This window comes from Hymenobacter bucti (assembly GCF_042681145.1).
GTDB classification, from domain to species: Bacteria; Bacteroidota; Bacteroidia; order Cytophagales; family Hymenobacteraceae; genus Hymenobacter; species Hymenobacter bucti.
Map to the genome: position 1 here is coordinate 64,121 of NZ_JBHUFD010000018.1, position 19,757 is coordinate 83,877.

General features: G+C 60.4%; 19 protein-coding genes. 11 read left to right on the forward strand and 8 right to left on the reverse strand.

The features are described 5' to 3' along the window. Positions 1–165: 165 nt before the first annotated feature. On the reverse strand, positions 166–597 hold the full coding sequence (locus tag ACFSDX_RS19400; RefSeq protein WP_382316570.1) for a CHRD domain-containing protein: 432 nt from the start codon (positions 595–597) through the stop codon (positions 166–168). Between the two features lie 313 nt (positions 598–910). Here ACFSDX_RS19400 and dnaK point away from each other — a divergent pair, with 313 nt between their 5' ends. The 3 genes from dnaK to ACFSDX_RS19415 all read left to right on the forward strand — a co-directional run bounded on the left by dnaK (position 911) and on the right by ACFSDX_RS19415 (position 4,564). Then, positions 911–2,845 carry a molecular chaperone DnaK gene (gene dnaK, locus ACFSDX_RS19405; protein ID WP_382316572.1) on the forward strand — a complete coding sequence of 645 codons (1,935 nt, stop codon included), beginning with the start codon at positions 911–913 and terminating at the stop codon, positions 2,843–2,845. Positions 2,846–3,157: 312 nt separating this feature from the next. After that, entirely contained in the window at positions 3,158–3,772 is a 615-nt protein-coding gene (locus tag ACFSDX_RS19410) for a hypothetical protein (RefSeq protein WP_382316574.1), read from the forward strand. Between the two features lie 153 nt (positions 3,773–3,925). Then, positions 3,926–4,564 carry an LEA type 2 family protein gene (locus ACFSDX_RS19415; protein ID WP_382316576.1) on the forward strand — a complete coding sequence of 213 codons (639 nt, stop codon included), beginning with the start codon at positions 3,926–3,928 and terminating at the stop codon, positions 4,562–4,564. 116 nt (positions 4,565–4,680) lie between these two features. Here ACFSDX_RS19415 and ACFSDX_RS19420 read toward each other — a convergent pair whose 3' ends face one another. Continuing rightward, the gene (locus ACFSDX_RS19420; protein WP_382316578.1) at positions 4,681–5,781 is read right to left on the reverse strand and encodes an endonuclease/exonuclease/phosphatase family protein; all 1,101 of its coding nucleotides are present in this window, start codon (positions 5,779–5,781) and stop codon (positions 4,681–4,683) included. A gap of 182 nt (positions 5,782–5,963) precedes the next feature. Between ACFSDX_RS19420 and ACFSDX_RS19425 the strand changes: the two genes are divergently transcribed. The 5 genes from ACFSDX_RS19425 to ACFSDX_RS19445 all read left to right on the forward strand — a co-directional run bounded on the left by ACFSDX_RS19425 (position 5,964) and on the right by ACFSDX_RS19445 (position 8,815). Then, positions 5,964–6,584: a MarC family protein gene (locus tag ACFSDX_RS19425; RefSeq protein WP_382316580.1), complete on the forward strand. Its 621-nt coding sequence runs from the start codon at positions 5,964–5,966 to the stop codon at positions 6,582–6,584. Between the two features lie 33 nt (positions 6,585–6,617). Next, positions 6,618–7,643 (forward strand): uroporphyrinogen decarboxylase, encoded by a 1,026-nt coding sequence (gene hemE / locus ACFSDX_RS19430; RefSeq protein WP_382316582.1) that lies wholly within the window; start codon positions 6,618–6,620, stop codon positions 7,641–7,643. A gap of 173 nt (positions 7,644–7,816) precedes the next feature. Beyond that, the gene (locus ACFSDX_RS19435; RefSeq protein ID WP_382316584.1) at positions 7,817–8,026 is read left to right on the forward strand and encodes an alkylphosphonate utilization protein; all 210 of its coding nucleotides are present in this window, start codon (positions 7,817–7,819) and stop codon (positions 8,024–8,026) included. 7 nt (positions 8,027–8,033) lie between these two features. Further along, a complete protein-coding gene (locus tag ACFSDX_RS19440) occupies positions 8,034–8,243 on the forward strand; it encodes a hypothetical protein (protein WP_382316586.1) in 210 nt (69 codons plus the stop codon). Positions 8,244–8,260: 17 nt separating this feature from the next. After that, on the forward strand, positions 8,261–8,815 hold the full coding sequence (locus tag ACFSDX_RS19445; RefSeq protein WP_382316588.1) for a sugar O-acetyltransferase: 555 nt from the start codon (positions 8,261–8,263) through the stop codon (positions 8,813–8,815). Between the two features lie 20 nt (positions 8,816–8,835). Here ACFSDX_RS19445 and ACFSDX_RS19450 read toward each other — a convergent pair whose 3' ends face one another. From ACFSDX_RS19450 to mce, 4 genes are all read right to left on the reverse strand, one after another. Continuing rightward, on the reverse strand, positions 8,836–9,834 hold the full coding sequence (locus ACFSDX_RS19450; RefSeq protein ID WP_382316590.1) for a bifunctional heptose 7-phosphate kinase/heptose 1-phosphate adenyltransferase: 999 nt from the start codon (positions 9,832–9,834) through the stop codon (positions 8,836–8,838). A gap of 119 nt (positions 9,835–9,953) precedes the next feature. Next, entirely contained in the window at positions 9,954–11,372 is a 1,419-nt protein-coding gene (locus ACFSDX_RS19455) for a CCA tRNA nucleotidyltransferase (RefSeq protein WP_382316592.1), read from the reverse strand. A 112-nt stretch (positions 11,373–11,484) separates the two neighbouring features. Then, entirely contained in the window at positions 11,485–12,063 is a 579-nt protein-coding gene (locus tag ACFSDX_RS19460; protein WP_382316594.1) for an L-threonylcarbamoyladenylate synthase, read from the reverse strand. A gap of 131 nt (positions 12,064–12,194) precedes the next feature. Beyond that, positions 12,195–12,644 (reverse strand): methylmalonyl-CoA epimerase, encoded by a 450-nt coding sequence (gene mce / locus ACFSDX_RS19465; RefSeq protein ID WP_382316596.1) that lies wholly within the window; start codon positions 12,642–12,644, stop codon positions 12,195–12,197. A gap of 183 nt (positions 12,645–12,827) precedes the next feature. Here mce and ACFSDX_RS19470 point away from each other — a divergent pair, with 183 nt between their 5' ends. The 3 genes from ACFSDX_RS19470 to ACFSDX_RS19480 all read left to right on the forward strand — a co-directional run bounded on the left by ACFSDX_RS19470 (position 12,828) and on the right by ACFSDX_RS19480 (position 15,139). Beyond that, positions 12,828–14,042: an IscS subfamily cysteine desulfurase gene (locus ACFSDX_RS19470; protein ID WP_382316598.1), complete on the forward strand. Its 1,215-nt coding sequence runs from the start codon at positions 12,828–12,830 to the stop codon at positions 14,040–14,042. Positions 14,043–14,171: 129 nt separating this feature from the next. After that, a complete protein-coding gene (iscU, locus tag ACFSDX_RS19475) occupies positions 14,172–14,588 on the forward strand; it encodes a Fe-S cluster assembly scaffold IscU (protein ID WP_157565727.1) in 417 nt (138 codons plus the stop codon). Positions 14,589–14,812: 224 nt separating this feature from the next. Continuing rightward, the gene (locus ACFSDX_RS19480) at positions 14,813–15,139 is read left to right on the forward strand and encodes a HesB/IscA family protein (protein WP_382316600.1); all 327 of its coding nucleotides are present in this window, start codon (positions 14,813–14,815) and stop codon (positions 15,137–15,139) included. Between the two features lie 79 nt (positions 15,140–15,218). Here the strand turns inward: ACFSDX_RS19480 and ACFSDX_RS19485 are convergent, their stop codons facing one another. Next, positions 15,219–18,560: a T9SS type A sorting domain-containing protein gene (locus ACFSDX_RS19485; protein WP_382316602.1), complete on the reverse strand. Its 3,342-nt coding sequence runs from the start codon at positions 18,558–18,560 to the stop codon at positions 15,219–15,221. A gap of 337 nt (positions 18,561–18,897) precedes the next feature. Beyond that, the gene (gene murI, locus ACFSDX_RS19490) at positions 18,898–19,731 is read right to left on the reverse strand and encodes a glutamate racemase (RefSeq protein ID WP_382316604.1); all 834 of its coding nucleotides are present in this window, start codon (positions 19,729–19,731) and stop codon (positions 18,898–18,900) included. Positions 19,732–19,757: the final 26 nt, after the last annotated feature.

Below are 19,757 nucleotides of genomic sequence, written 5' to 3' on the forward strand. Positions count from 1 at the left end.
AGCTGATAAAGCGCTGCAAAGGTATTGTCTCATAGCTAGTTGGGTCGCTATATTGTTTTTCTATTTTTTTGCATTTTTCCGATAAAAAGTGCGGCAGCTGCTTTATATGCAAAGAGCCGGCCGCTGGGTAGCGGCCGGCTCGGTGAGTGGCAGTAGCGGCAGGGCTTACTTGGCTACCACGTTGGCGCGTATCTCGCCACCTGTGTTGGTGGCGGTGTGCAGGTTGGCGTACATGTTGCCGGCCAGCAGGGCGTCTTCCTGCGCCTGGCTCAGCAGCGTCGAGCCGGTGATGGGCGAGTAGGCTAGGTAGGGAAATGTGATAACCACCGGCCCCGTCGCGCCGGGCGCCCCGGTGTGGAAGTGGCCCATCGTGGGCGTGAGGCCCGCATATGTGACTGTGTAGCTCAGTATTTTGGTGGTTTTGCTGTAAGTACCGTTCACGTTGCCAGTGGCGCTGGTCGTCACGGCCGGTACCTCGTTGGCGCCGCTGAAAGTGCCCGTTACTTGCAGGGGAGCCGGGGTGGTAGCGTCGTTGTCCTTCTTGCAGGCCGTGGCCAGGGTAAGGGCCGCCAGCGCGGCCAGGAGTAGAGGTTTCATAATAAACTGAGATTGAAGTGGGTGAGTAAGTAGGTTGTGCAGTAAAGTAACGGAATAATACCTGAACCTTTGGCGAGCAAACTATGCCGTTGCGAATATGGTGGCCTACGTGCTGCACCTGCTAAGAAGGCAGACCTAGGCCCGCTGCCCGGCGCCAAGCTTGCCGCCCTGGCAGAATAGGGTCGGCTGCCCCGCCAAAGTGGCAGAAATAAGGGGCTGGTACGCGGCTTGTACTAGGGCTCTCGACGGCCGCGTAGCTGTCCTCTCCAACCAGACACCTCATCCTTTTTAAACTTTAGCACCCACCTTAATCATGGGCAAAATCATCGGTATTGACTTGGGCACCACCAACTCGTGCGTCGCGGTAATGGAAAACGGCGAGCCAGTTGTAATTCCCAACTCGGAAGGCCGGCGCACCACGCCGTCGATTGTCGCGTTTCTCGACAACGGCAAGGGCGAGCGCAAGGTAGGTGACCCGGCTAAACGCCAGGCCGTTACCAACCCCACTAACACCATCGCTAGCATCAAGCGCTTCATGGGCCGCCACTTCAACGAGGTGAGCAATGAAAGCAAATACGTGGCCTACGACGTAGTGCCCGGCTCCAATAACACGGTAGCCGTGAAAATCGGCGACCGCAACTACTCGCCGCAGGAGATTTCGGCCATGGTGCTTCAGAAGATGAAGCAGACGGCCGAGGATTTCCTAGGTACCACCGTAACCGAAGCCGTAGTTACGGTACCCGCTTACTTCAACGACGCTCAGCGCCAGGCTACTAAGGAAGCCGGCGCCATTGCGGGCCTCGACATCAAGCGCATCATCAACGAGCCCACGGCGGCAGCCTTGGCCTACGGCCTTGATAAGCAGCACAAAGACCAGAAGATTGCCGTGTATGACCTAGGCGGCGGTACGTTCGATATTTCCATCCTCGAACTGGGTGATGGCGTATTTGAAGTGCTGAGCACCAACGGCGACACCCACCTCGGCGGTGATGACTTCGACCAGGTTATCATCAACTTCCTGGCTGACCAGTTCGCCAGCGACAACGAAAACCTCGACCTCCGCAAAGATCCGCTGGCCCTTCAGCGCCTCAAGGAAGCTGCCGAGAAGGCTAAGATTGAGCTTTCGAGCTCGAACGAAACCGAAATCAACCTGCCTTACATCACGGCTACCGCCTCGGGCCCCAAGCATTTGGTAGTGAAGCTGAGCCGCGCCAAATTTGAGCAGCTGAGCGACGAACTCGTGCGCCGCTCGATGGAGCCCTGCAAAAAGGCGCTGCAAGACGCTGGCTTGAGCGCTTCGCAAGTCGATGAAGTGATTCTGGTGGGTGGCTCGACCCGCATTCCGCGCATCCAGGAAGAGGTAGAAAAGTTCTTCGGCAAGAAGCCTTCGAAAGGCGTGAACCCCGACGAAGTAGTGGCCATCGGCGCGGCCATTCAGGGCGGTGTGCTCACCGGCGAGGTGAAAGACGTGCTGTTGCTCGACGTAACTCCGCTCTCGCTGGGCATCGAAACGATGGGCGGCGTGATGACCAAGCTTATTGAGTCGAACACGACCATCCCGACCAAGAAATCGGAGACTTTCTCGACGGCTTCGGATTCGCAGCCTTCGGTAGAAATCCACGTGCTGCAAGGCGAGCGCCCGCTGGCTTCGCAGAACCGCACGATTGGTAAATTTCACCTCGACAGCATTCCGCCCGCGCCCCGCGGCGTACCGCAGATTGAAGTGATTTTTGACATCGACGCCAACGGTATCCTCAACGTAACGGCCAAGGACAAGGGCACCGGTAAGGAGCAGAAAATCCGCATCGAAGCCAGCTCGGGCCTGTCCGACGCCGACATCGAGCGGATGCGCAACGAGGCCACCGCCAACGCCGAAGCCGACAAAGCCGAAGCCGACCGCATCAAGAAAGTGAACGACGCTGATTCGCTCATTTTCCAGACCGAGAAGCAGCTCAAGGAGTTTGGTGACAAGCTGAGCGGCGGCAACAAAACCGCTGTGGAAGGCGCCCTCGCTGACCTCAAGAAAGCCCACGAAAGCAAGGACCTAGGTGCCATCGAAGCCGGCGTAGCCGCGCTGAACAAGGCTTGGGAAGCAGCTTCGCAGGAAATGTACGCGGCAGCGGGTGCCCAGGGCGGTGAGCCCGGCGGCCAAGGCTTCCCCGGCGCCGATGGCGGCCAGGGTGGCCAAGGCCAGCCGGCCGGCGACCACGTAACCGATGTCGACTACGAAGAAGTAGACGGTAAATAAACCGCAGATTTAGCGGATTTAACGGATTGCGCAGATACGGGGCTGAAGCCCCTGACTAGCCGTTATTTTTATTAAGTTGTTTGAAAGGCCGGGAGCTTGCGCTCCCGGCCTTTTTGCGTTAAAGTATGGTGAGATTTGTATATATTCGAAGAATAAATGATAATTTTGTAGGCTAAACGGTAAGCAACGGTATAGTTTGTGCTAAGCTTCTTGTCTACGCCTGAAAATAGTAGTCATTTGGGATGCCCAGGGCTTTTGAGACCTTACCGGGCGCCAACCGAGTAGCGACCTAGCTACGTACCTCTCTCTCCTATGAAGACTGCTTTTTTACTATCCCATGCTGCTGCACTATCCTGCCTGGGGCTGCTGCTGGGCGCTAGCTGCACTATGCGCGAAACCCGCCAGGAAAAGGGACCTAGCCGGGCGCCCGAGTTTCGGGTGCGTACTGTGGAAGAAGCCTCGCTAAATGGCCTCAACGTGCTGCCGCTGCGCGAGCCCGCCGACCTAGACCTGCCCCGTCGCAACCAGATTATTGCGGGCTACGTGAACAAGCAGCTGCCGCTGCGCGTGCGCCTGCAGCTCAACGCCTACAATCCGGGCTTAGAAACGGTAGTGCTCACGGGCCTCGATTATTCGGTACTGCTCGATGGCCGGCCGCTCGGTACCAGCCGCCTGCTTTCGGAGTTATCGCTGTCCGCCGGCGACTCGGTGCAGGTGCCGCTCGCCTTTGAGTTTAATACCTACAAGTTTTTGGGTGAGGATGCCATGCCCGCGCTGCGCAATTTTGCCCTGGGCTTCGGTGACCCCCGCCGCCAGCGGCTATCCGTGCGCGTGCGGCCCCTGCTGCGTTCGCCCCGCAGCCACGTGAGCCAGGCCAACCGCTACTCGGAGCCCATGGTGATGGTGCCGGCCGCGCTGCCGCGCTAGCCGCACGGATGGGCCACGCGGCTTTTAGACTGTTAGAAACGCCGTTCGGCGGGTCCGGCTTACGGTTCGGCTAAATGGCCGGAATAAGGCGATTGCTACCTGGTTAGTTTGCATAGGCTTAGAGCTGAGTTAAGAAGCTCACCAGCTTATTTTATGATTAGTGCTATTCGGTTTTCGTTTCGATTTGCGCACGCGCTGCTCCTAGGGGGCAGCGTGGCCTCGCTGGCCAGCTGTGCGCTGCACGAAGCCAGCCCGGGAGCACTGGCGCACCGCGCCCCCGAGTTTCGGGTGCGCGCTGTAGAAGAAGCGTCGCTCAACGGCCTCAACGTGTTGGCTTTGCGCGAGCCAGCCGACATGGACCTGCCGCGCCGCAACCAGATTATTGCGGGCTACGTGAGCAAGCAGCTGCCGCTGCGCGTGCGCCTGCAGCTCAACGCCTACAACCCTAGCTCCGCCCCGGCCGCCATTACGGGGGTGGCGTACACGGTGCTGCTCGATGGCCGGGCCCTCGGTACGGGGCGGCAGGCGGCGGCCGTGAACGTGCCCGCCGGTGATTCGGTGCGGGTGCCGCTCACCTTTGAGTTTAATACCTACAAGTTTTTGGGCGAAGACGCCCTGCCCGCGCTGCGCAATTTTGCCCTGGGTTTTGGCGACCTGCGCCGTCAGCGCGTCACGCTGCAAGTGCGGCCAGTGCTGCGCACCCTCAAAGGCCACCTCAGTACCCCGCTCGCCCACACCACCCTGGCCTACGAGGAAGCGGCCACGGCGAGAGTTGCCGCCAAGAATAACTAACCTGCTAACAATTATCCCCCTCGTTAGCAGCTCGCTCCGGCCGTAGAAGGTTACCTTCGGTAGTTGGGGCGAGCTTTAGTTATGTGAAACAGTGCCCAGGCTGGCACCGCGCCAATCTAGTCGAGCGGCTCGGTAGCGGCCTCCTGAATTTTCTCGCGGGCTTCGAGGCGGTCGGCCGCGTCGGGCGCTTCCAGTTCCAGCTCCTGGTCTTGCCAGCCCTGGGGCTCGTAGCTGAGGCGGATGTAGATGGGGTAGTGGTCGGAGCCGATGTGCGGCAGGCGCTCCAAGTGCTGTAAGCGGAAGTGCGCCGAATGAAACACGTGGTCCAGGGGCCAGCGCAGCAGCTTATAATCGGCATGGAAAGTGGGCAGCAGCCCGCGGCCCACCCTAGGGTCGAGCAGCCGGGCCAGGCGCCGAAACAGCTCAGAGGTGTGCGACCACGCCACGTCGTTGAGGTCGCCGGCCACGATGGTGGGCCCGTCGTGGTGCTGAATGGCGCGGCCCACCAGCAGCAGCTCGGCATCGCGGCGGGTGCTGGTTTTCGACTCCTTGGGAGCGGGCGGCTTGGGGTGCACAAAGTGCAGCGCCACTGGCACGCCATTCGGCAGCTCTACCCGGCCATGAAAAGACGGGATGTCGGGGTCGAGAATGTACTGAATCTCCTTTGCGCGCAGTGGCAGCCGCGAAAAAACCAGCATGCCGTAGGTGTTGGGTAGCGGCGCGTGGCAGGTGTGCGGGTAGTCTTTCGCTAGCAGCGCCAGCTGGCTCAGCCACCAATCGTCGGTTTCAACGGCCAGCACGATGTCAGGATTATACTGGCGAATGACGCCTAGGCAGCGCGACGCATCGCGGTTGTACATCAGCACGTTAGTTACGAGCAGGCTGAGGTGGTTGGCCATGTCGGTGGCCGGCCGCTGGGCGTCGTACACCTGCTTGCGGTGCAGCGGCGTGTAGGGCCAAACGCGCTTGCCCTGGTACGCAATGGCGGCCAGCACCAGCACGGTGGGCAGGTGCACGGGCAGCCAGGCCAGCGCCGTGCCTGGGGCTTGTAGCAGCGCCAGGCTTAGCACTAGCCCCGCCACAATTTGCAGGCGCGGAAAATCAAAAACGCGCACCCACCACGCCGTTTGGCGCAGTAGCGGCAGCAGCGTCACGAGCACGCCCACCCCGCCTAGGCCCAGCCCTAGGCCGCGAAGAACCAAATAAATATCAGTCACGCGCGTAAAGGTAGTAATAGCAATAGAGCGAAAATAGCAATAGAGCGAAAGTGAGTAGGTAAATAGGCGATGGATGGAAGAGTTGGGAATGGGAATAAGGAAAGCAATTTGATTTTGCATTCTACTGCTAAGGGCGTAGTTACCTTCCATTAACCCTCTGCGGGTTCCACTACCTTTGCGGCATGGAAGTTCTGATTGCCACCTTCACCACCATTTTCTCGGTGGTCAATCCCTTCGGGGCGATGCCCGTTTTCCTTACGCTCACCACCGACGACAGCCCAGCGGACCGGATGCAGACGGCGCTGCGGGCCTGCCTCTATATGGTGGGCATCCTGAGCGTGGCCTACCTAGGCGGGCAGTATATTTTGAATTTCTTTGGTATCAGTATCCAGCACCTGCGCATTGCGGGCGGCATTCTGCTCATGCGCTCGGCCTTTGAGCTACTCACGCCGGGTGCCAACCGCGACCGCGTGGGGCCGGCCGCCCTCGAAGAAAGTAAGACTAAGGACGACATCAGCTTTACGCCGCTGGCCATGCCCATGCTCTCGGGGCCGGGCTCGATGGCTATTTGCATCGGCCTCATTCGGCCCACGTACTACGACAAGGGCATGACCCTGCTGGGCTTTGGGCTGGTGGCGCTGGCCAGCTTTATTGTCTTATTATCGTCGCTGCGGCTCACGCGGCTGCTGGGGCGGCCGGGCATGGCAGCGCTAGCCCGCATCATGGGGTTTATCACGCTGGCGATTGGGGTCAACTTTCTGGCCACGGCCGTGGGAGCGTTATTTCCGGGCCTGAGCCGGTAGGCGGCGGGGCGGCCGTACTTTTGCGGCCACTCTATGCTACAAAACGATATCCTCCTCCGCGCCGCTAAGGGCGAAACCACCGAGCGCACGCCCGTGTGGCTCATGCGCCAAGCCGGCCGCATCCTGCCCCAGTATCGCGCGCTGCGCGGCCGCCTCTCGGGCTTCAAGGAGCTGGTCGAAACCCCGGAACTGGCCGCCGAAGTCACCATTCAGCCCGTCGATGCGCTTGGCGTGGACGCCGCCATTATTTTCTCCGACATCCTGGTGGTGCCCGAGGCCATGGGCCTCACCTACGAGATGATTGAGGCCAAAGGCCCGCTCTTTCCCGAGGTGGTGAAAAACGCCGCCGATGTGGAGAAGCTGCGCGTGGCCAACCCAGAGGAGCACCTAGGCTACGTGCTCGAAGCCCTGCGCATCACCAAGCGCGAGCTGGGTGGCCGGGTGCCGCTCATCGGCTTCGCGGGCGCACCCTGGACCATCTTGGCCTACATGGTGGAGGGCCACGGCTCCAAAACCTTCAGCAAAGCCCGCCGAATGCTCTACCAGGAGCCCGCCCTGGCGCACCAGCTGCTGGAGAAAATCACGGTCACGACCATTGCCTACCTGCAAGCGCAGGTGGCGGCCGGGGCCGACCTCGTGCAGGTGTTCGACTCGTGGGCCGGCATCTTGCCGCCCGCGCACTACGCCGAGTTTTCGACCGCCTACATTAACCGCATCAGCGCGGCGCTGGCGCCGCTGGTGCCCGTTACGGTATTTGCCAAGGGCGCGTGGTGGGCCGTGGAAGACTTCGCCCACTCGCCCTGCCGCACCATTGGGCTCGACTGGAACCAGTCGCCGGCCCAAGTGCGTCAGCAGGCCCCCGGCAAAACCCTGCAAGGCAACCTCGACCCCTGCGCCCTCTACGGCACCCCCGACCAGGTGCGCGCCGCCACCCAGGCCATGCTGGCCGAGTTTGCGGGCGGCCCCCACATCGCCAACCTAGGCCACGGCGTGTACCCCGATACCAACCCCGACAACGTGAAGGTATTCGTGGAAACGGTGAAGGTGTGGCAGGGGTAGAGCCGTAAATCTGTGGACTAGTATCTACTACTGTCATGCTGAGCGCAGCGAAGCATCTTGCTTAGGGCCGCGTTAGGATTAGTACTCCAACGAACTGACCAAGATGCTTCACTTTGTTCAGTATGACAATGGTAAATAGTTTTAGACCAGATGATTGAATAAATTTCATCCGTATGGACGTGAAAGATAGCAACGGCACTGCTCTCGCCGAAGGCGACGCGGTGACGCTCATTAAAGACCTCAAGGTGAAAGGCTCGTCGCAGACGCTGAAGCGGGGTACGCTGGTGAAGAATATTCGCCTCACCAGCTCGCCGGCCGAGGTGGAGGGCCGCGCGGGCGGCAGCACGATGGTGCTCAAAACCGAATTTTTGAAAAAAGCCTAGGCCTAAAATGGAACTGATACAACCGAGTAGCATTGGCTTTTACATACTATCGATAGTTATCTCCGGCGGGCTTTTCCTGCTGTGGCGGCGGCTGTTCCGGCGGCTTTTTACGTCGGAAGCGGTAATAGTCATTGCCACCGCGATGGCGGCCATCATCACCACGCCAATAGTGCTGCTGGCCGTGTTGTGGCTGGTAGCGCAGTTTTCCCGACCCTAGGCTTTTCCCACGCCAGTATGCGCAGCGAAGAAGAAAAGATGCTGGCCGGCGAGCTCTACGCCGCTTTTGACCCTGCATTGGTGGCCGCCCGTACCCGTGCCAAGCGCCTACTGCACCGCCTCAACGTGACCGAGTACGTGGTGGGCGACGCGGCCCGCGGCATCCTGGCCGAGCTACTGCCCCACGCCGGCGCCAACCTGTGGGTCGAGCCGCCCTTCCACTGCGACTATGGCAGCCACATTCACTGCGGCGCCAACGTGTACTTCAACGTCAACTGCGTGGTGCTCGACGCGGCGCGCATTACTATCGGCTCCAACGTACTGTTCGGGCCCGGCGTGCAGCTCTACGCCGCTACGCACCCGCTCGACGCGGTAGTGCGCCGCACCCTGGAGCTGGCCCAGCCCATCACCATCGGCGACGACTGCTGGTTTGGGGGCGGCGCCATCGTGTGCCCCGGCATCACGATTGGGGCGGGCTGCGTCATCGGCGCGGGCGCGGTCGTGACGAAGGATATTCCGGCCTATTCGCTGGCTGTGGGCAACCCGGCGCGGGTGATAAAGAGCCTGGCGTGACGCGAGCTTTCCGGTTTGCGTTACAGGCTGAGTTTTGCTGCTTCGGCCAGCAGCCGCTGCTTTTCTATCGGCACCACGCCCACTTGCTCGCACACCAGGCCGCCGCCTAGGTTGGCCAGGGCGGCCGTGAAGGCGGCCGGTTGGCCCAGCGCCACGCAGCACGCCGCGATGCTAATAACCGTATCGCCCGCGCCCGACACGTCGGAAATGGTGCGCAGGTGGGCCGGCAGGTAGGTCTTCTCCTCGCCTTGCTGGGTGAATACACCGTGCTCGGACAGCGTTACCAGCACAATTTCGGGCGTTAGCAGCTCGCGTAGGCGCGCCACGGCGGCCTCAAAGCCGGGGCGGTCTACGTCGGGCGTGCCAAATTCCAGCTTGAGGCCTTCGCGCAGCTCCTTCAGATTTGGCTTGAACAGCGTGCAGTGGCGGTAGGCCAGAAAGTTCTTCTTCTTGGGGTCCACCACCGTGGGCACGCCGCGCTCGCGGGCGCGGGCAATGCACTGGTTGATAATGGTTTCGCTAAGCACGCCCTTATCGTAGTCTTCAAAAATAACCACGTCGGCGCGGGGCAGCAGGTCGTCGAAGGCGCTGAGTAGCTGCGCGGCTTCCTCGGCGTTGAGGTTGGTTTCGACCTCCGAATCGATGCGCAGCAGCTGCTGGCCGTGGGCCAGAATGCGCTGCTTGAAGGTGGTGGGGCGGTGGGCGCTGCGCACGATGCCATCGGCGGGCAAGTGGTGGGTGTGCAGCAACCCCAGCAGCTGGTCGCCGCCTAGGTCATCGCCCACCACCGAGCACAGCAGCGGCGTGGCGCCCAGCGCCTGCACGTTGAGGGCCACGTTGGCGGCGCCCCCTAGGCGCTGCTCGGTGCGCTCCACGTTCACGACCGGCACCGGCGCCTCGGGCGAGAGGCGGTTGGCCCGGCCCCACACGTAGGCATCGACCATGACATCGCCCACGATGAGAACGTGAAGCTTATCAAACTGCTGGAATAACTCGGCGAGTGGGGTAGGGGCGGGCATGGGGCAAAATTAGGCGCGGCCGGTAGGGTTCTTGCGGCCGGCCGGCGGGGCTGGCTACCTAGGTATGCCAGCACAAGGATATTGGATTAAGATGGCGTAGCGCGGGCTTTCAGTCCGCGCTACTGCGCCGGCGTGAGCCCTAGGGCCGCGCCGCGGGCTAGCAGCAGCGCGTAGGCGGGCTCCCACTCGTTGGGCACTTCGCCGTCCAGAATAGCTTCGAGCACGGCTTCTTTCAGCTCGCCGACCTGGCGCGAGGGCTTGAGGCCGAAGGTTTCCATGATGACCTCGCCGGTGATAACGGGCTTGAAATTGCGCAGGTGGTCCTTGGCCTCAATTTCGCGCAGCTTCTCCTCCACAATGTCGAAATTGTGGAGATAGCGGGCCTTGCGCTGGTGGTCCTTGCTGGTAATATCGGCGCGGCAGAGCAGCATCAGGCGGTCGATGTCGTCGCCGGCTTCGAAGAGCAGGCGGCGCACGGCCGAGTCGGTTACGATTTCCTTGCTTAGCGCGATGGGGCGCAGGTGCAGGCGTACCAGCTTCTGCACCATGCGCATTTCCTCACCCAGGGGAAGCTTGAGGTCGGTGAAAATGCCGGGTACCCAGCGGGCGCCCTTGTCCTCGTGGCCGTGGAAGGTCCAGCCGATTTTGGGGTCGAGGCGCTTGGTGGCGGGCTTGGCAATGTCGTGCAGCACGGCCGCCCAGCGCAGCCACAGGTCACCGCCGGCGGCGGCTACGTTGTCGAGCACTTGCAGGGTGTGGTAGAAGTTGTCTTTGTGGGCATGCTGGCCCACTTTTTCTACGCCGTGCAGCAGCGCCATCTTCGGGAAGATGAGCTGGAGCAAGCCCGTCTGAAACAGCAGCTTGAAGCCGTAGCTCGGCACCGGCGACTCGATTATCTTGTTCAACTCTATCGTGATGCGCTCTTGCGACACGATTTTGATGCGCTCCTTATTGCGGGAAATAGCGTCGTAAGTATCGGGCTCGATATCAAAGTTGAGCTGTGAGGCAAAGCGGATGGCCCGCATCATGCGCAGCGGGTCGTCGGAGAACGTGATATCGGGACCTAGGGGCGTGCGGATGGTCTTGGCAGCCAGGTCCTTCATCCCACCGTAGCGGTCTACGAGCGCGCCAAAGTCCTCGGCGTTCAGGCTCAGCCCGAGGGCGTTGATAGTGAAGTCGCGGCGGGCCAGGTCGTCTTCGAGCGTGCCGGCCTCGACCTCGGGCTTGCGGCTCTCGGCGCGGTAGCTTTCCTTGCGGGCGCCCACAAACTCGATTTCACCGGCCTCCTCGGTGGGCAGCATGGCCGTGCCGAAATTCTTGAACACCGTGACGCGCCCCCGGCCCGGCAGCCGGCGCCCTACGGCCTGCGCCAGCTGAATGCCGTCGCCCACCGTCACCACGTCGATGTCCTTGCTGCCCCGGCGCAGGGCCAAATCGCGCACGTAGCCCCCAATAACGTAGGCCGGCTGGCCCAGCTCGTGGGCCGCGTCGGCAATGGTACGGAAGATGGGCAGGTCGGGCAGCGTGGGCGTGGTCATGGGCGCAAAATTACGCCCGATTGTACCGTGGACCCTGCGGGTCCGCGAGTGGAGCGGGTTCATCGGCCTAGGCAAGCCTGACCACTCGCGCACCCGAAGGGTCCACGGTACACTACTCGCGTACCACTTCCAAGGCGCCGCCCGGCCCCAGGCGCACTACCCGCGACGGGGCCACGCGGGTAGCGTCGTCCTGCCGCCAGCTCACCACGTGGTCGACGCCGCGCACGATAGCCGGGTCTACTTCGGCGTACACGGCGGGCGTGGGCTCGCCGCTCTTGTTGGCTGAGGTTGACACTAAACCATGACCTAGGCGGAGCACTACTTTGTGGCAAAACTCGTCTTGCACAATGCGCAGGCCCACCGTGCCATCGGGCGCAACCAGGCCCGGCGCCAGGGCGCGGCTGGCGGGCAGCAGGTAGGTGGTGGGGCGCGTTTGGGCGGCGATGGCGGCTTCCAGCTCGGCGGGTATTTCGGTGGTGTAGCGGGCCAGCATGGCGAGGTCGGCCACCAGCACAATGCTGGGCTTGTCTTCGGCGCGGCCCTTCAGCTTGTATATTTTTTCGACGGCGCGGGGCACTTCGGCATCGCAGCCCAGGCCCCACACGGTATCGGTGGGGTAGAGAATAACCTGCTGCGCGAGCAGAATATCAACGGCGGAATCGACTTCTTGGCGAAAGAAATTGGTGGACATAGTAAGAACGAAGTAAGCAAAAAGAGCCGCGGCACACAGCGGTGAGCCAATTCGGAAGCTAGCTGCCGGCAACAACTACGCCACCAGCTCCTCGTTTACGGAGGAGCCGCAAATATGGCGCCGTAGCATAGTCAGCCCGCTTCAGCGGGCGTATCTGCGCCATCCGTTAAATCAGTTAAATCTGCGGTCTGGCACAGCTCGACTAGCACGCCGCCCGCGCTCCTAGGGTGCACGAAGCACACCAGCTTGTTGTCGGCGCCGCGCTTAGGTTCATCATTTAATAGAATGAAGCCTTCGGCACGCAAGCGCGCCATTTCGGCTACGATGTTATCGACTTCGAATGCGACGTGATGAATGCCCTCGGGCTTCTTCTCCAAGAATTTCGTGATGGCGCTTTCGGGGCTGGTGCCGGCTAGTAGCTCGATTTTGGAGCCACCGACCTGGAAAAAAACCGTGTCGACGGCCTCGCTGGTTACGTGCTCGGTTTTGTAGGGCGGCAGGCCCAGCAGGCGGGTATAAAGGGCAGTGGCGGCGGACAAGTCGCGCACGGCCAGGCCTAGGTGTTCAAGGTTGGTGAGCATGAAGGCAGGCGGGTAAAACGCGAATTTAGGAGGGCGCTGGTGCAGGCTGCGGCAAGCCCGACCACAGTTGCGCATTATTAAGCTATTTTTGTAGCCTAAGAAAAACTGTTTAGGCCAAAATTCTGTTTCATAAACAGCCTACACCTAACGTTAGCTTTTACTCGATAAATCCAGCCCAGCGCCATGCTTAAGCTACCTATCTATCTGGACAACAACGCCACCACGCCGCTCGACCCGCGCGTGCTGGAGGCCATGATGCCCTACCTCACCGACGTGTTTGGTAATGCCGCTTCGCGCAACCACCCGTTTGGCTGGGCCGCCGAAGAAGGCGTGGACTACGCCCGCAACCAGATTGCCCAGCTCATCAACTGTGACCCGAAGGAGATTATCTTCACCAGCGGTGCTACCGAGGGCGACAACTTGGGCATCAAAGGGGTGTTTGAGATGTACAGCCAGCGCGGCAACCACGTCATCACCACTACCACCGAGCACAAAGCCGTGCTCGATACTTGTAAGCACATCGAGAAGCTCGGCGGCAAGGTTACTTACCTGCCCGTAAACGATAAGGGCCTCATCAGCCTTGAAGAGCTAGAAGCCGCCATGACGCCCGAAACCATTCTGGTGACCATCATGTACGGCAACAACGAGACGGGCACCATCCAGCCCATCCGCGAAATTGCCGCCATTGCTCACAAGCACGGCGCGCTGTTCATGACCGATGGCACGCAGGCCGTAGGTAAGATTCCGGTGGACGTGCTGGCCGATGGCATTGACATTATGGCCTTCACGGCCCACAAAATGTACGGTCCCAAAGGCGTGGGCGCGCTCTACGTGCGTCGCAAGAACCCCCGGGTGAAAGTGACTGCCCAAATGGACGGCGGCGGCCACGAGCGCGGCATGCGTTCAGGTACGCTCAACGTACCTGGCATCGTAGGTTTCGGCAAAGCCTGTGAGCTAGCCCGCCTCGAAATGACCGCTGATGCCGAGCGCCTCAGCAAGCTGCGCGACCACCTAGAGCAGTCTTTGCTGCCCTTGGAAGAAAGCTACGTGAATGGCTCGGTAGAGCACCGCCTGCCCCACGTTACCAACATCAGCTTCAAATATGTAGAAGGCGAAGGCTTGATGATGGGCGTAAAAGACCTGGCCGTGTCCTCCGGCTCGGCCTGCACCAGCGCCAGCCTGGAGCCTAGCTACGTGCTCAAAGCCCTAGGCCTCAGCGATGACCTAGCCCACAGCAGCCTGCGTTTCGGTCTGAGCCGATTCACCACCGACGAGCAAATCGAGTACGCCATTGGCCACGTAAAAGAGGCCGTCACCAAGCTCCGCGAAATGTCGCCGCTTTGGGAAATGCATAAAGAAGGCGTTGACCTCAGCACTATCGAGTGGGCAGAACACTAGAGTCAATTATCAGTCAGCAATTAGCAGTTATCAGTCAGTAGTTTAAAGCTGATGTTAATCTGATAATCGCTAACTGGTTACCGACTATAGCTTGATAATTGATAACTATTAACTGATAACTGAAACCCCATGGCTTACTCCGATAAGGTAATCGACCATTACAGCAACCCCCGCAACGTGGGCACGCTGGACAAAAGCAAGAAAACGGTAGGCACCGGCCTGGTCGGCGCCCCCGAGTGCGGCGACGTAATGCGCCTGCAAATTGAGGTGGACGAAGCCACTAATACTATCACTGATGCCAAGTTCAAGACCTTCGGCTGCGGTTCGGCCATCGCCTCGTCGAGCCTGGCTACGGAGTGGCTGAAAGGCAAAACGGTTGACGAGGCTCTGGCCATCGACAACATGGAAATCGTGGAAGAGCTGGCCTTGCCGCCTGTGAAAATACACTGCTCGGTACTGGCCGAAGATGCTATCAAAATGGCCATCAACGACTACCGCGTGAAGAACGGCCTACCGGCTCTGGAGCTGGAGAAGTCGCACCACTAGGTTTCGGAAAACGGAGCGCCACTCTGTTGCTGCACATGTAGTGACAACCTAAGCGCTACTCCGTTTGAACGAGCTCCAAAAGCCGCTGCCCGATGGGCAGCGGCTTTTACTTTTTTGCGCTATTTAGAATCCTTCTTAGCGTTATCTTTGTTATTCTCATGCTGCCCGCCTCGTTACTAGGTGCGGCGGCGGCCCTTTCCTACTAACTTCAGCCAACTAGCTATATGATAACTGTTTCGGATAAAGCCAAAGATAAAATTGAGCACCTGATTCACGATTCTCAGCTTGATGCCAGCTATCGCCTGCGGGCTTCGGTGGCCGGTGGTGGCTGCTCAGGCCTGAGCTACAAGCTGGATTTTGACAACGAAATGCGGCCCATGGACCAGGAATTTGAAGATAAAGGCGTGCGCGTGGTGGTCGATATGAAAAGCTTCCTTTACCTGGCCGGCACTGAGCTAGATTTCTCGGATGGTTTGAATGGGAAGGGCTTTCAGTTTCACAACCCGAACGCCTCGCGCTCGTGCGGGTGCGGCGAGAGCTTCTCGGTCTAAATAAGTAGAATTTGTCCTTACGCAAAGCGGCCCTAGGTATACTGTACCTAGGGCCGCTTTGCGTAAGATTGGTGGTGCGTCAGTCCTTTGTAAAGCGCATAGTGTGGGCCTGCCCGGCCTGCGATATCCGCAGCAGATAGGTGCCGGGCGGTAAGGCTGCTACTGACAATTGGCCCGAAGCGGGCAATTTAGTAGTGAGGTGCAGCCGACCAGCCAGGTCGAACACGCGCACTTCCTGGCCGGCGGCCCCGACTACCGTGAGCTGGCTGAGGGCGGGATTGGGGTAGAGCGTGAGCGCCGTTTCGGAAGGGCTCACGGATGCTACCGGCGAGTAGGTGGCGGTGCCATCGGTATCGAGCTGGCGCAGGCGATAATAGAGCTGGCCGGCCGGGGCGGTTTTGTCGAGGCTGGCGTAGTGGTGAGCTTGGGTAGTAGTGCCGTTGGCCGCTACTTTTTCGAGGGTAGCGAATACCTGGCCATCCAGGCTACGCTGCACTTCAAAGTAGGCACTGCGCTGCTCCGAGGCCGTAGCCCAGGCTACCTGAACCTGGCCACTGGCCTGGCGAACCACGCCGAAGCTAACGAGTGTGACGGGCAGCGGGTTGGCAATAGAATTATCGCTGGTGCTGGCTAATACAAAATCAGAGAAGCTGGTGAAGACTGCCGAGGTAAGCGTGCTGCCAGTTGCCGTGCTAGCCACGGCGCTACGCCCAATGTTGGTCCACGGCTGGGTCGCATCGGTGCGTTTGCCCACTACTAGGGTGGCCGCGGTCGGGTCGGTGACACCATCGCTGGCGCCCACTGATAGGGTAACGGTGCCAGCAAAGCCGCTGGGCTGCGTCACTACGCCGCCGTTGAGCGGGGTGAGGGTGTACCAGCGAAATTTGCTAACGCGCGTCAGGTCGCTACCCATAACGTTCTGGCCGGGGTCGCCCTCTAATTGCTCGGCGCGGTAGGTGGTAGTGCTGGTTTGCGTGTTGATATTCAAGGTAATGGGACGGTACGAAGCGCCTTTGCCCACGGGAAAGGTGTAGGAAGTATACACGCCCGCCGCGTTGGCTACGGCCGCTATCGGCCGGGCCACGGGGCCGTTGATGAAGCTGCTGCCTGAGCCTCCGGTTATGGTTGCTGCTGGGGCGAGCGTAAGAATATTGCTGGCCGTGGTGGTAAGCAAGCCGTTGGTGAGTATCAGTTGGTTGCTCAGCGTGACGGGCGTTTGCAGGGTTACGCCCGCTGTATTGTTGATTTCCAGCTGCGCATCGGGACCTAGGTACGAGAGCCCGCCAGCAGTAGGGTCGCCCAGGGCGGTGCCCGAGAGTACTTGGGGGGCGCTGCCTTGCAGCACCAGCCGGCGGCCGGTGGTACCCGCAGAGGCATTCTCAAGCCGGAAATTGCCTGCATTAATAAGATTGCCTTTTAACAGGACCGCGCCATTGATAGTGACTGAGAAAGCGACTCCGCTTTCAATAATCAAGCTGCCGTTGATAGTGAGCGTGGCCGTGCCGCTGGTGACGTAGGAGCTGGCGCCGCCCCGCTGAAAAATCAAGTTGCCGTAGGCGCGCCCCGAGCCGCTGATGGTGGTGCTGGAGCCTGGAATGCGGTAAAAGAAATTGCCGCTTTCGGTGCCGGCGGCGCCGGAAAGGTTCTCTACCAGCCCGCCGCTGCTGCGTGCCGTGCGGTGGTAAAAGCTGCCGCCAGTCAATAAGAACACCGTAGGATTGCTGCCTGCCGGGTCGAAGACATCCCCAGTAGTTGCCCCCGACCGATTAATGAAGGCGCCTTTTGTGGCGATAGAAAGGGCGGTATCGCCCGCCGCGGTGCGCGTTAGCGAGAGCGCGAGTGCGCCCGAAGCAGGATTGACGCTATTAGCAGCGATAAACGAAATAGTATTGCTGGTAGGAATAACGAACAGGATGGAATCGCCCGCAAACGGCCGGATGCGCAGCGAACGAACAGTAGCGGCCGACTGCGCTACCGAGGCGCCGCTACTGAGCGAGACGGTGTACTTAGCTGGTACGTAGCGGTGGTCGAGTACCACGTCGTCGCTGGCGCCAGGCAATGTGTTGCCCTCCCAGTTGGTGGCGTCGAACCACGAAGTGGTGCCCGCCGCGCCCGTCCAGCGCCTGGCAACGGTGGCGGCCACCACGGTGCCGCTCACGGCCACGGGGGTGGTTACTGCGCCGTTGGTGTTGGCAATGGTGCCGCTCGGTGACCCGGTAGCCGCGGTGCTCGCCAGCCGCACGTAGACGGTAGTAGCCGCCAGCGTGGAGCTGCCACCTAGGGCAATGCTCGCGGAGTTGGCGTAGCTGCTGCCATCGAGCGATACTTCGAAGCTGGCGCTGGAAGGCGTAACAACGAGGTTGGTGCCATTGAGCGCGCTGCCGCTAACCTGATAAGTCTGCGCGGCGGACGAAGCGCCCGTTGCGGCCACAAAGCCCGTGAGGGAGCTGGGGCTCACCGTAATAGTCGGAACCGTAACGGTATAGGCCGTGGCCGAGGTGGCCGTGCCGCCCGAGGTGCCCACGCTGATGGCGCCGGTAGTAGCGCCGCTTGGCACGGTGGCCGTGAGCGTAGTAGCATTGGTGACCGCCACGCTGGTGGCGGCCACGCCGTTGAAAGCCACCGTAGTGCTGGCCGTGAAGTAGGTACCCGTAACGGTGACGCTGGTGCCCACTGGCCCGGCGGCGGGGGTAAAGCCACTGATAGTGGGTGCGTTGGTAGCCGTAGTGGCGCCCGTGATTCTGACATCGTCGATGCTGAACGTACCGGCCGCGGTTTCGGCGTTGAAACCGTAGAAACGGAACGTGACGGCGTCGCTCACGTTGGTGTGGCCGGTGCCCCCTAGGGTAATGGTGCTGCCAGTTTGAGCGGTACCAGCTACGCTGGCCGCATCTACTACCTGAAAAGTATTGCCTGCTACTACGCTCAGGTTCGAATTGGCCGTGATAGAAGCCGGCAGATTGTTGGCGTAGTTGTCGGTGCTCGACCGCACCGCATACTGCCGAATGCCGGTGCCCGTTCGTTGCAGCGTGAAGGTGATAGTGCTCAGCGAGAGGACGAAGCCGGGCTGTGGGGTCAGCGTAACCGAATAATACTTGCCTGGATTAAGCGCGCCCGTACTCGAGAACGCATCGCTGCCATCGGTAGCACCAACTGGCCAGCTGGTAAAGCTGAAGCGATTATCCGCGTTCGGATTAGCTGGCGTGCCAACTGCCGAAAACGACCCGAAGGTGACGCCTGTGGCCGTTGGTACCGGGGTAGGGTCAGTGGTGCCGGAGCTGCCCCCCGCAACGCTAGAAAACGAATAGGTACCCATGAACGTCTGGCCCCAGCCGAGCAGCGGCAGTAGGAGCAGAAGCAGGGTGCGCAGCAGGCGGCGCGAAGTGGTAGCCAGGTTGGTAAGCGTAAAGCTTGTGTTCATAAAGGATGAAAAAGGGAATCTGAAAGAGGAGAGCGTAACGTGACGTTGGTAAGAATTATGGAATGATTTGTAATAGGGCCATACTACCTGTCAAAGCTATATCAGAATTTAGTAGAATGCTAGTTATGTAAGTAGCTGATAGTCATTTTACAATGTGTGTTCACCTATTCATAGCGGCTGGGGCAAAAATTGAATTGTATTAAAACAAGTACAACCTTACGGTAGGCTATAAGACTATTTACCAATGTGTTTGGCCTTTGAGCTGACCTAGGGGCACAAAAAAGCCACCCTAGCCGAGCAGCTAGGGTGGCGCAAAGGCCGAGCTTAAGTTGGATAATTACTCCCAGAGCGGGTAGTGCTCTAACTGTACTTCCTGGCCAAAAAATATTCTCGTACTCTCCTCAAACGAGCGCGTGAAGTCGCTGACGTAGAAGTGGTGCGCGGGGGCAGTTTCAGTGGGCGGCGCCAGTAGCTGGCGGGTGGCCAGGGCCTCGGCCACGGTGGCGGCTACTACATCGGAGGGGTCGAGCACGGCCACGCGGCCCTGGTAGTGGGCCTCCATTTGGGGCTTGATGAGCGGGAAGTGCGTGCAGGCCAGCAGTAGCGCGTCGATGCCGTGCAGGGTAGGGTGGTCGAGGTAGGCCCGGATGATTTCCTCCGACACCCGGCCGTTGAAAAAGCCCTCCTCAATCATGGGCACCAGCAGCGGCGTGGCCAGCGCGTGCAGGTCTACGCCTAGGTCGAGCTGGTCGATTTTTTTGCGGTAGATGTTGGAGCCCACCGTTTGCTTGGTGCCGATGAGGCCCACCGGCCGGCCGGCATAGTGCTGGCCCACGTGCTGCACCACGGGGTCTATCATACCCACCACCACGGCTTTAGAGCCCACATACTCGCGCACCAGCTCGTAGGCGGCGGCACTGGCCGAGTTGCAGGCAATGAGGATAAGCTTGCAGTGCTGGCGCAGCAGCACATCGCAGATTTTGATGGAGTAGGCCTGGATGGCGGCGGTGCTTTTCTCGCCGTAGGGCAGGTGGGCCGTGTCGCCGAAGTACACCAGCCGCTCGTGGGGCAGGCGCTGGGCCACGGCGCGGGCCACCGTGAGCCCCCCGATGCCGGAGTCGAAAATACCGATGGGCCGAGCGGCGCCGGCAGTAGCAGCAGTAGTAGTCATAGGTAAGCGCAAAGGTCGGGGTGGGG

Excerpts from the sequence above, each read along its gene's own strand:
- ACFSDX_RS19400 (WP_382316570.1), bottom strand. The coding sequence starts at position 597 with ATGAAACCTCTACTCCTGGCCGCGCTGGCGGCCCTTACCCTGGCCACG.
- dnaK (WP_382316572.1), top strand. The coding sequence starts at position 911 with ATGGGCAAAATCATCGGTATTGACTTGGGCACCACCAACTCGTGCGTC.
- ACFSDX_RS19410 (WP_382316574.1), top strand. The coding sequence starts at position 3,158 with ATGAAGACTGCTTTTTTACTATCCCATGCTGCTGCACTATCCTGCCTG.
- ACFSDX_RS19415 (WP_382316576.1), top strand. The coding sequence starts at position 3,926 with ATGATTAGTGCTATTCGGTTTTCGTTTCGATTTGCGCACGCGCTGCTC.
- ACFSDX_RS19425 (WP_382316580.1), top strand. The coding sequence starts at position 5,964 with ATGGAAGTTCTGATTGCCACCTTCACCACCATTTTCTCGGTGGTCAAT.
- hemE (WP_382316582.1), top strand. The coding sequence starts at position 6,618 with ATGCTACAAAACGATATCCTCCTCCGCGCCGCTAAGGGCGAAACCACC.
- ACFSDX_RS19435 (WP_382316584.1), top strand. The coding sequence starts at position 7,817 with ATGGACGTGAAAGATAGCAACGGCACTGCTCTCGCCGAAGGCGACGCG.
- ACFSDX_RS19440 (WP_382316586.1), top strand. The coding sequence starts at position 8,034 with ATGGAACTGATACAACCGAGTAGCATTGGCTTTTACATACTATCGATA.
- ACFSDX_RS19445 (WP_382316588.1), top strand. The coding sequence starts at position 8,261 with ATGCGCAGCGAAGAAGAAAAGATGCTGGCCGGCGAGCTCTACGCCGCT.
- ACFSDX_RS19450 (WP_382316590.1), bottom strand. The coding sequence starts at position 9,834 with ATGCCCGCCCCTACCCCACTCGCCGAGTTATTCCAGCAGTTTGATAAG.
- ACFSDX_RS19455 (WP_382316592.1), bottom strand. The coding sequence starts at position 11,372 with ATGACCACGCCCACGCTGCCCGACCTGCCCATCTTCCGTACCATTGCC.
- ACFSDX_RS19460 (WP_382316594.1), bottom strand. The coding sequence starts at position 12,063 with ATGTCCACCAATTTCTTTCGCCAAGAAGTCGATTCCGCCGTTGATATT.
- mce (WP_382316596.1), bottom strand. The coding sequence starts at position 12,644 with ATGCTCACCAACCTTGAACACCTAGGCCTGGCCGTGCGCGACTTGTCC.
- ACFSDX_RS19470 (WP_382316598.1), top strand. The coding sequence starts at position 12,828 with ATGCTTAAGCTACCTATCTATCTGGACAACAACGCCACCACGCCGCTC.
- iscU (WP_157565727.1), top strand. The coding sequence starts at position 14,172 with ATGGCTTACTCCGATAAGGTAATCGACCATTACAGCAACCCCCGCAAC.
- ACFSDX_RS19480 (WP_382316600.1), top strand. The coding sequence starts at position 14,813 with ATGATAACTGTTTCGGATAAAGCCAAAGATAAAATTGAGCACCTGATT.
- ACFSDX_RS19485 (WP_382316602.1), bottom strand. The coding sequence starts at position 18,560 with ATGAACACAAGCTTTACGCTTACCAACCTGGCTACCACTTCGCGCCGC.
- murI (WP_382316604.1), bottom strand. The coding sequence starts at position 19,731 with ATGACTACTACTGCTGCTACTGCCGGCGCCGCTCGGCCCATCGGTATT.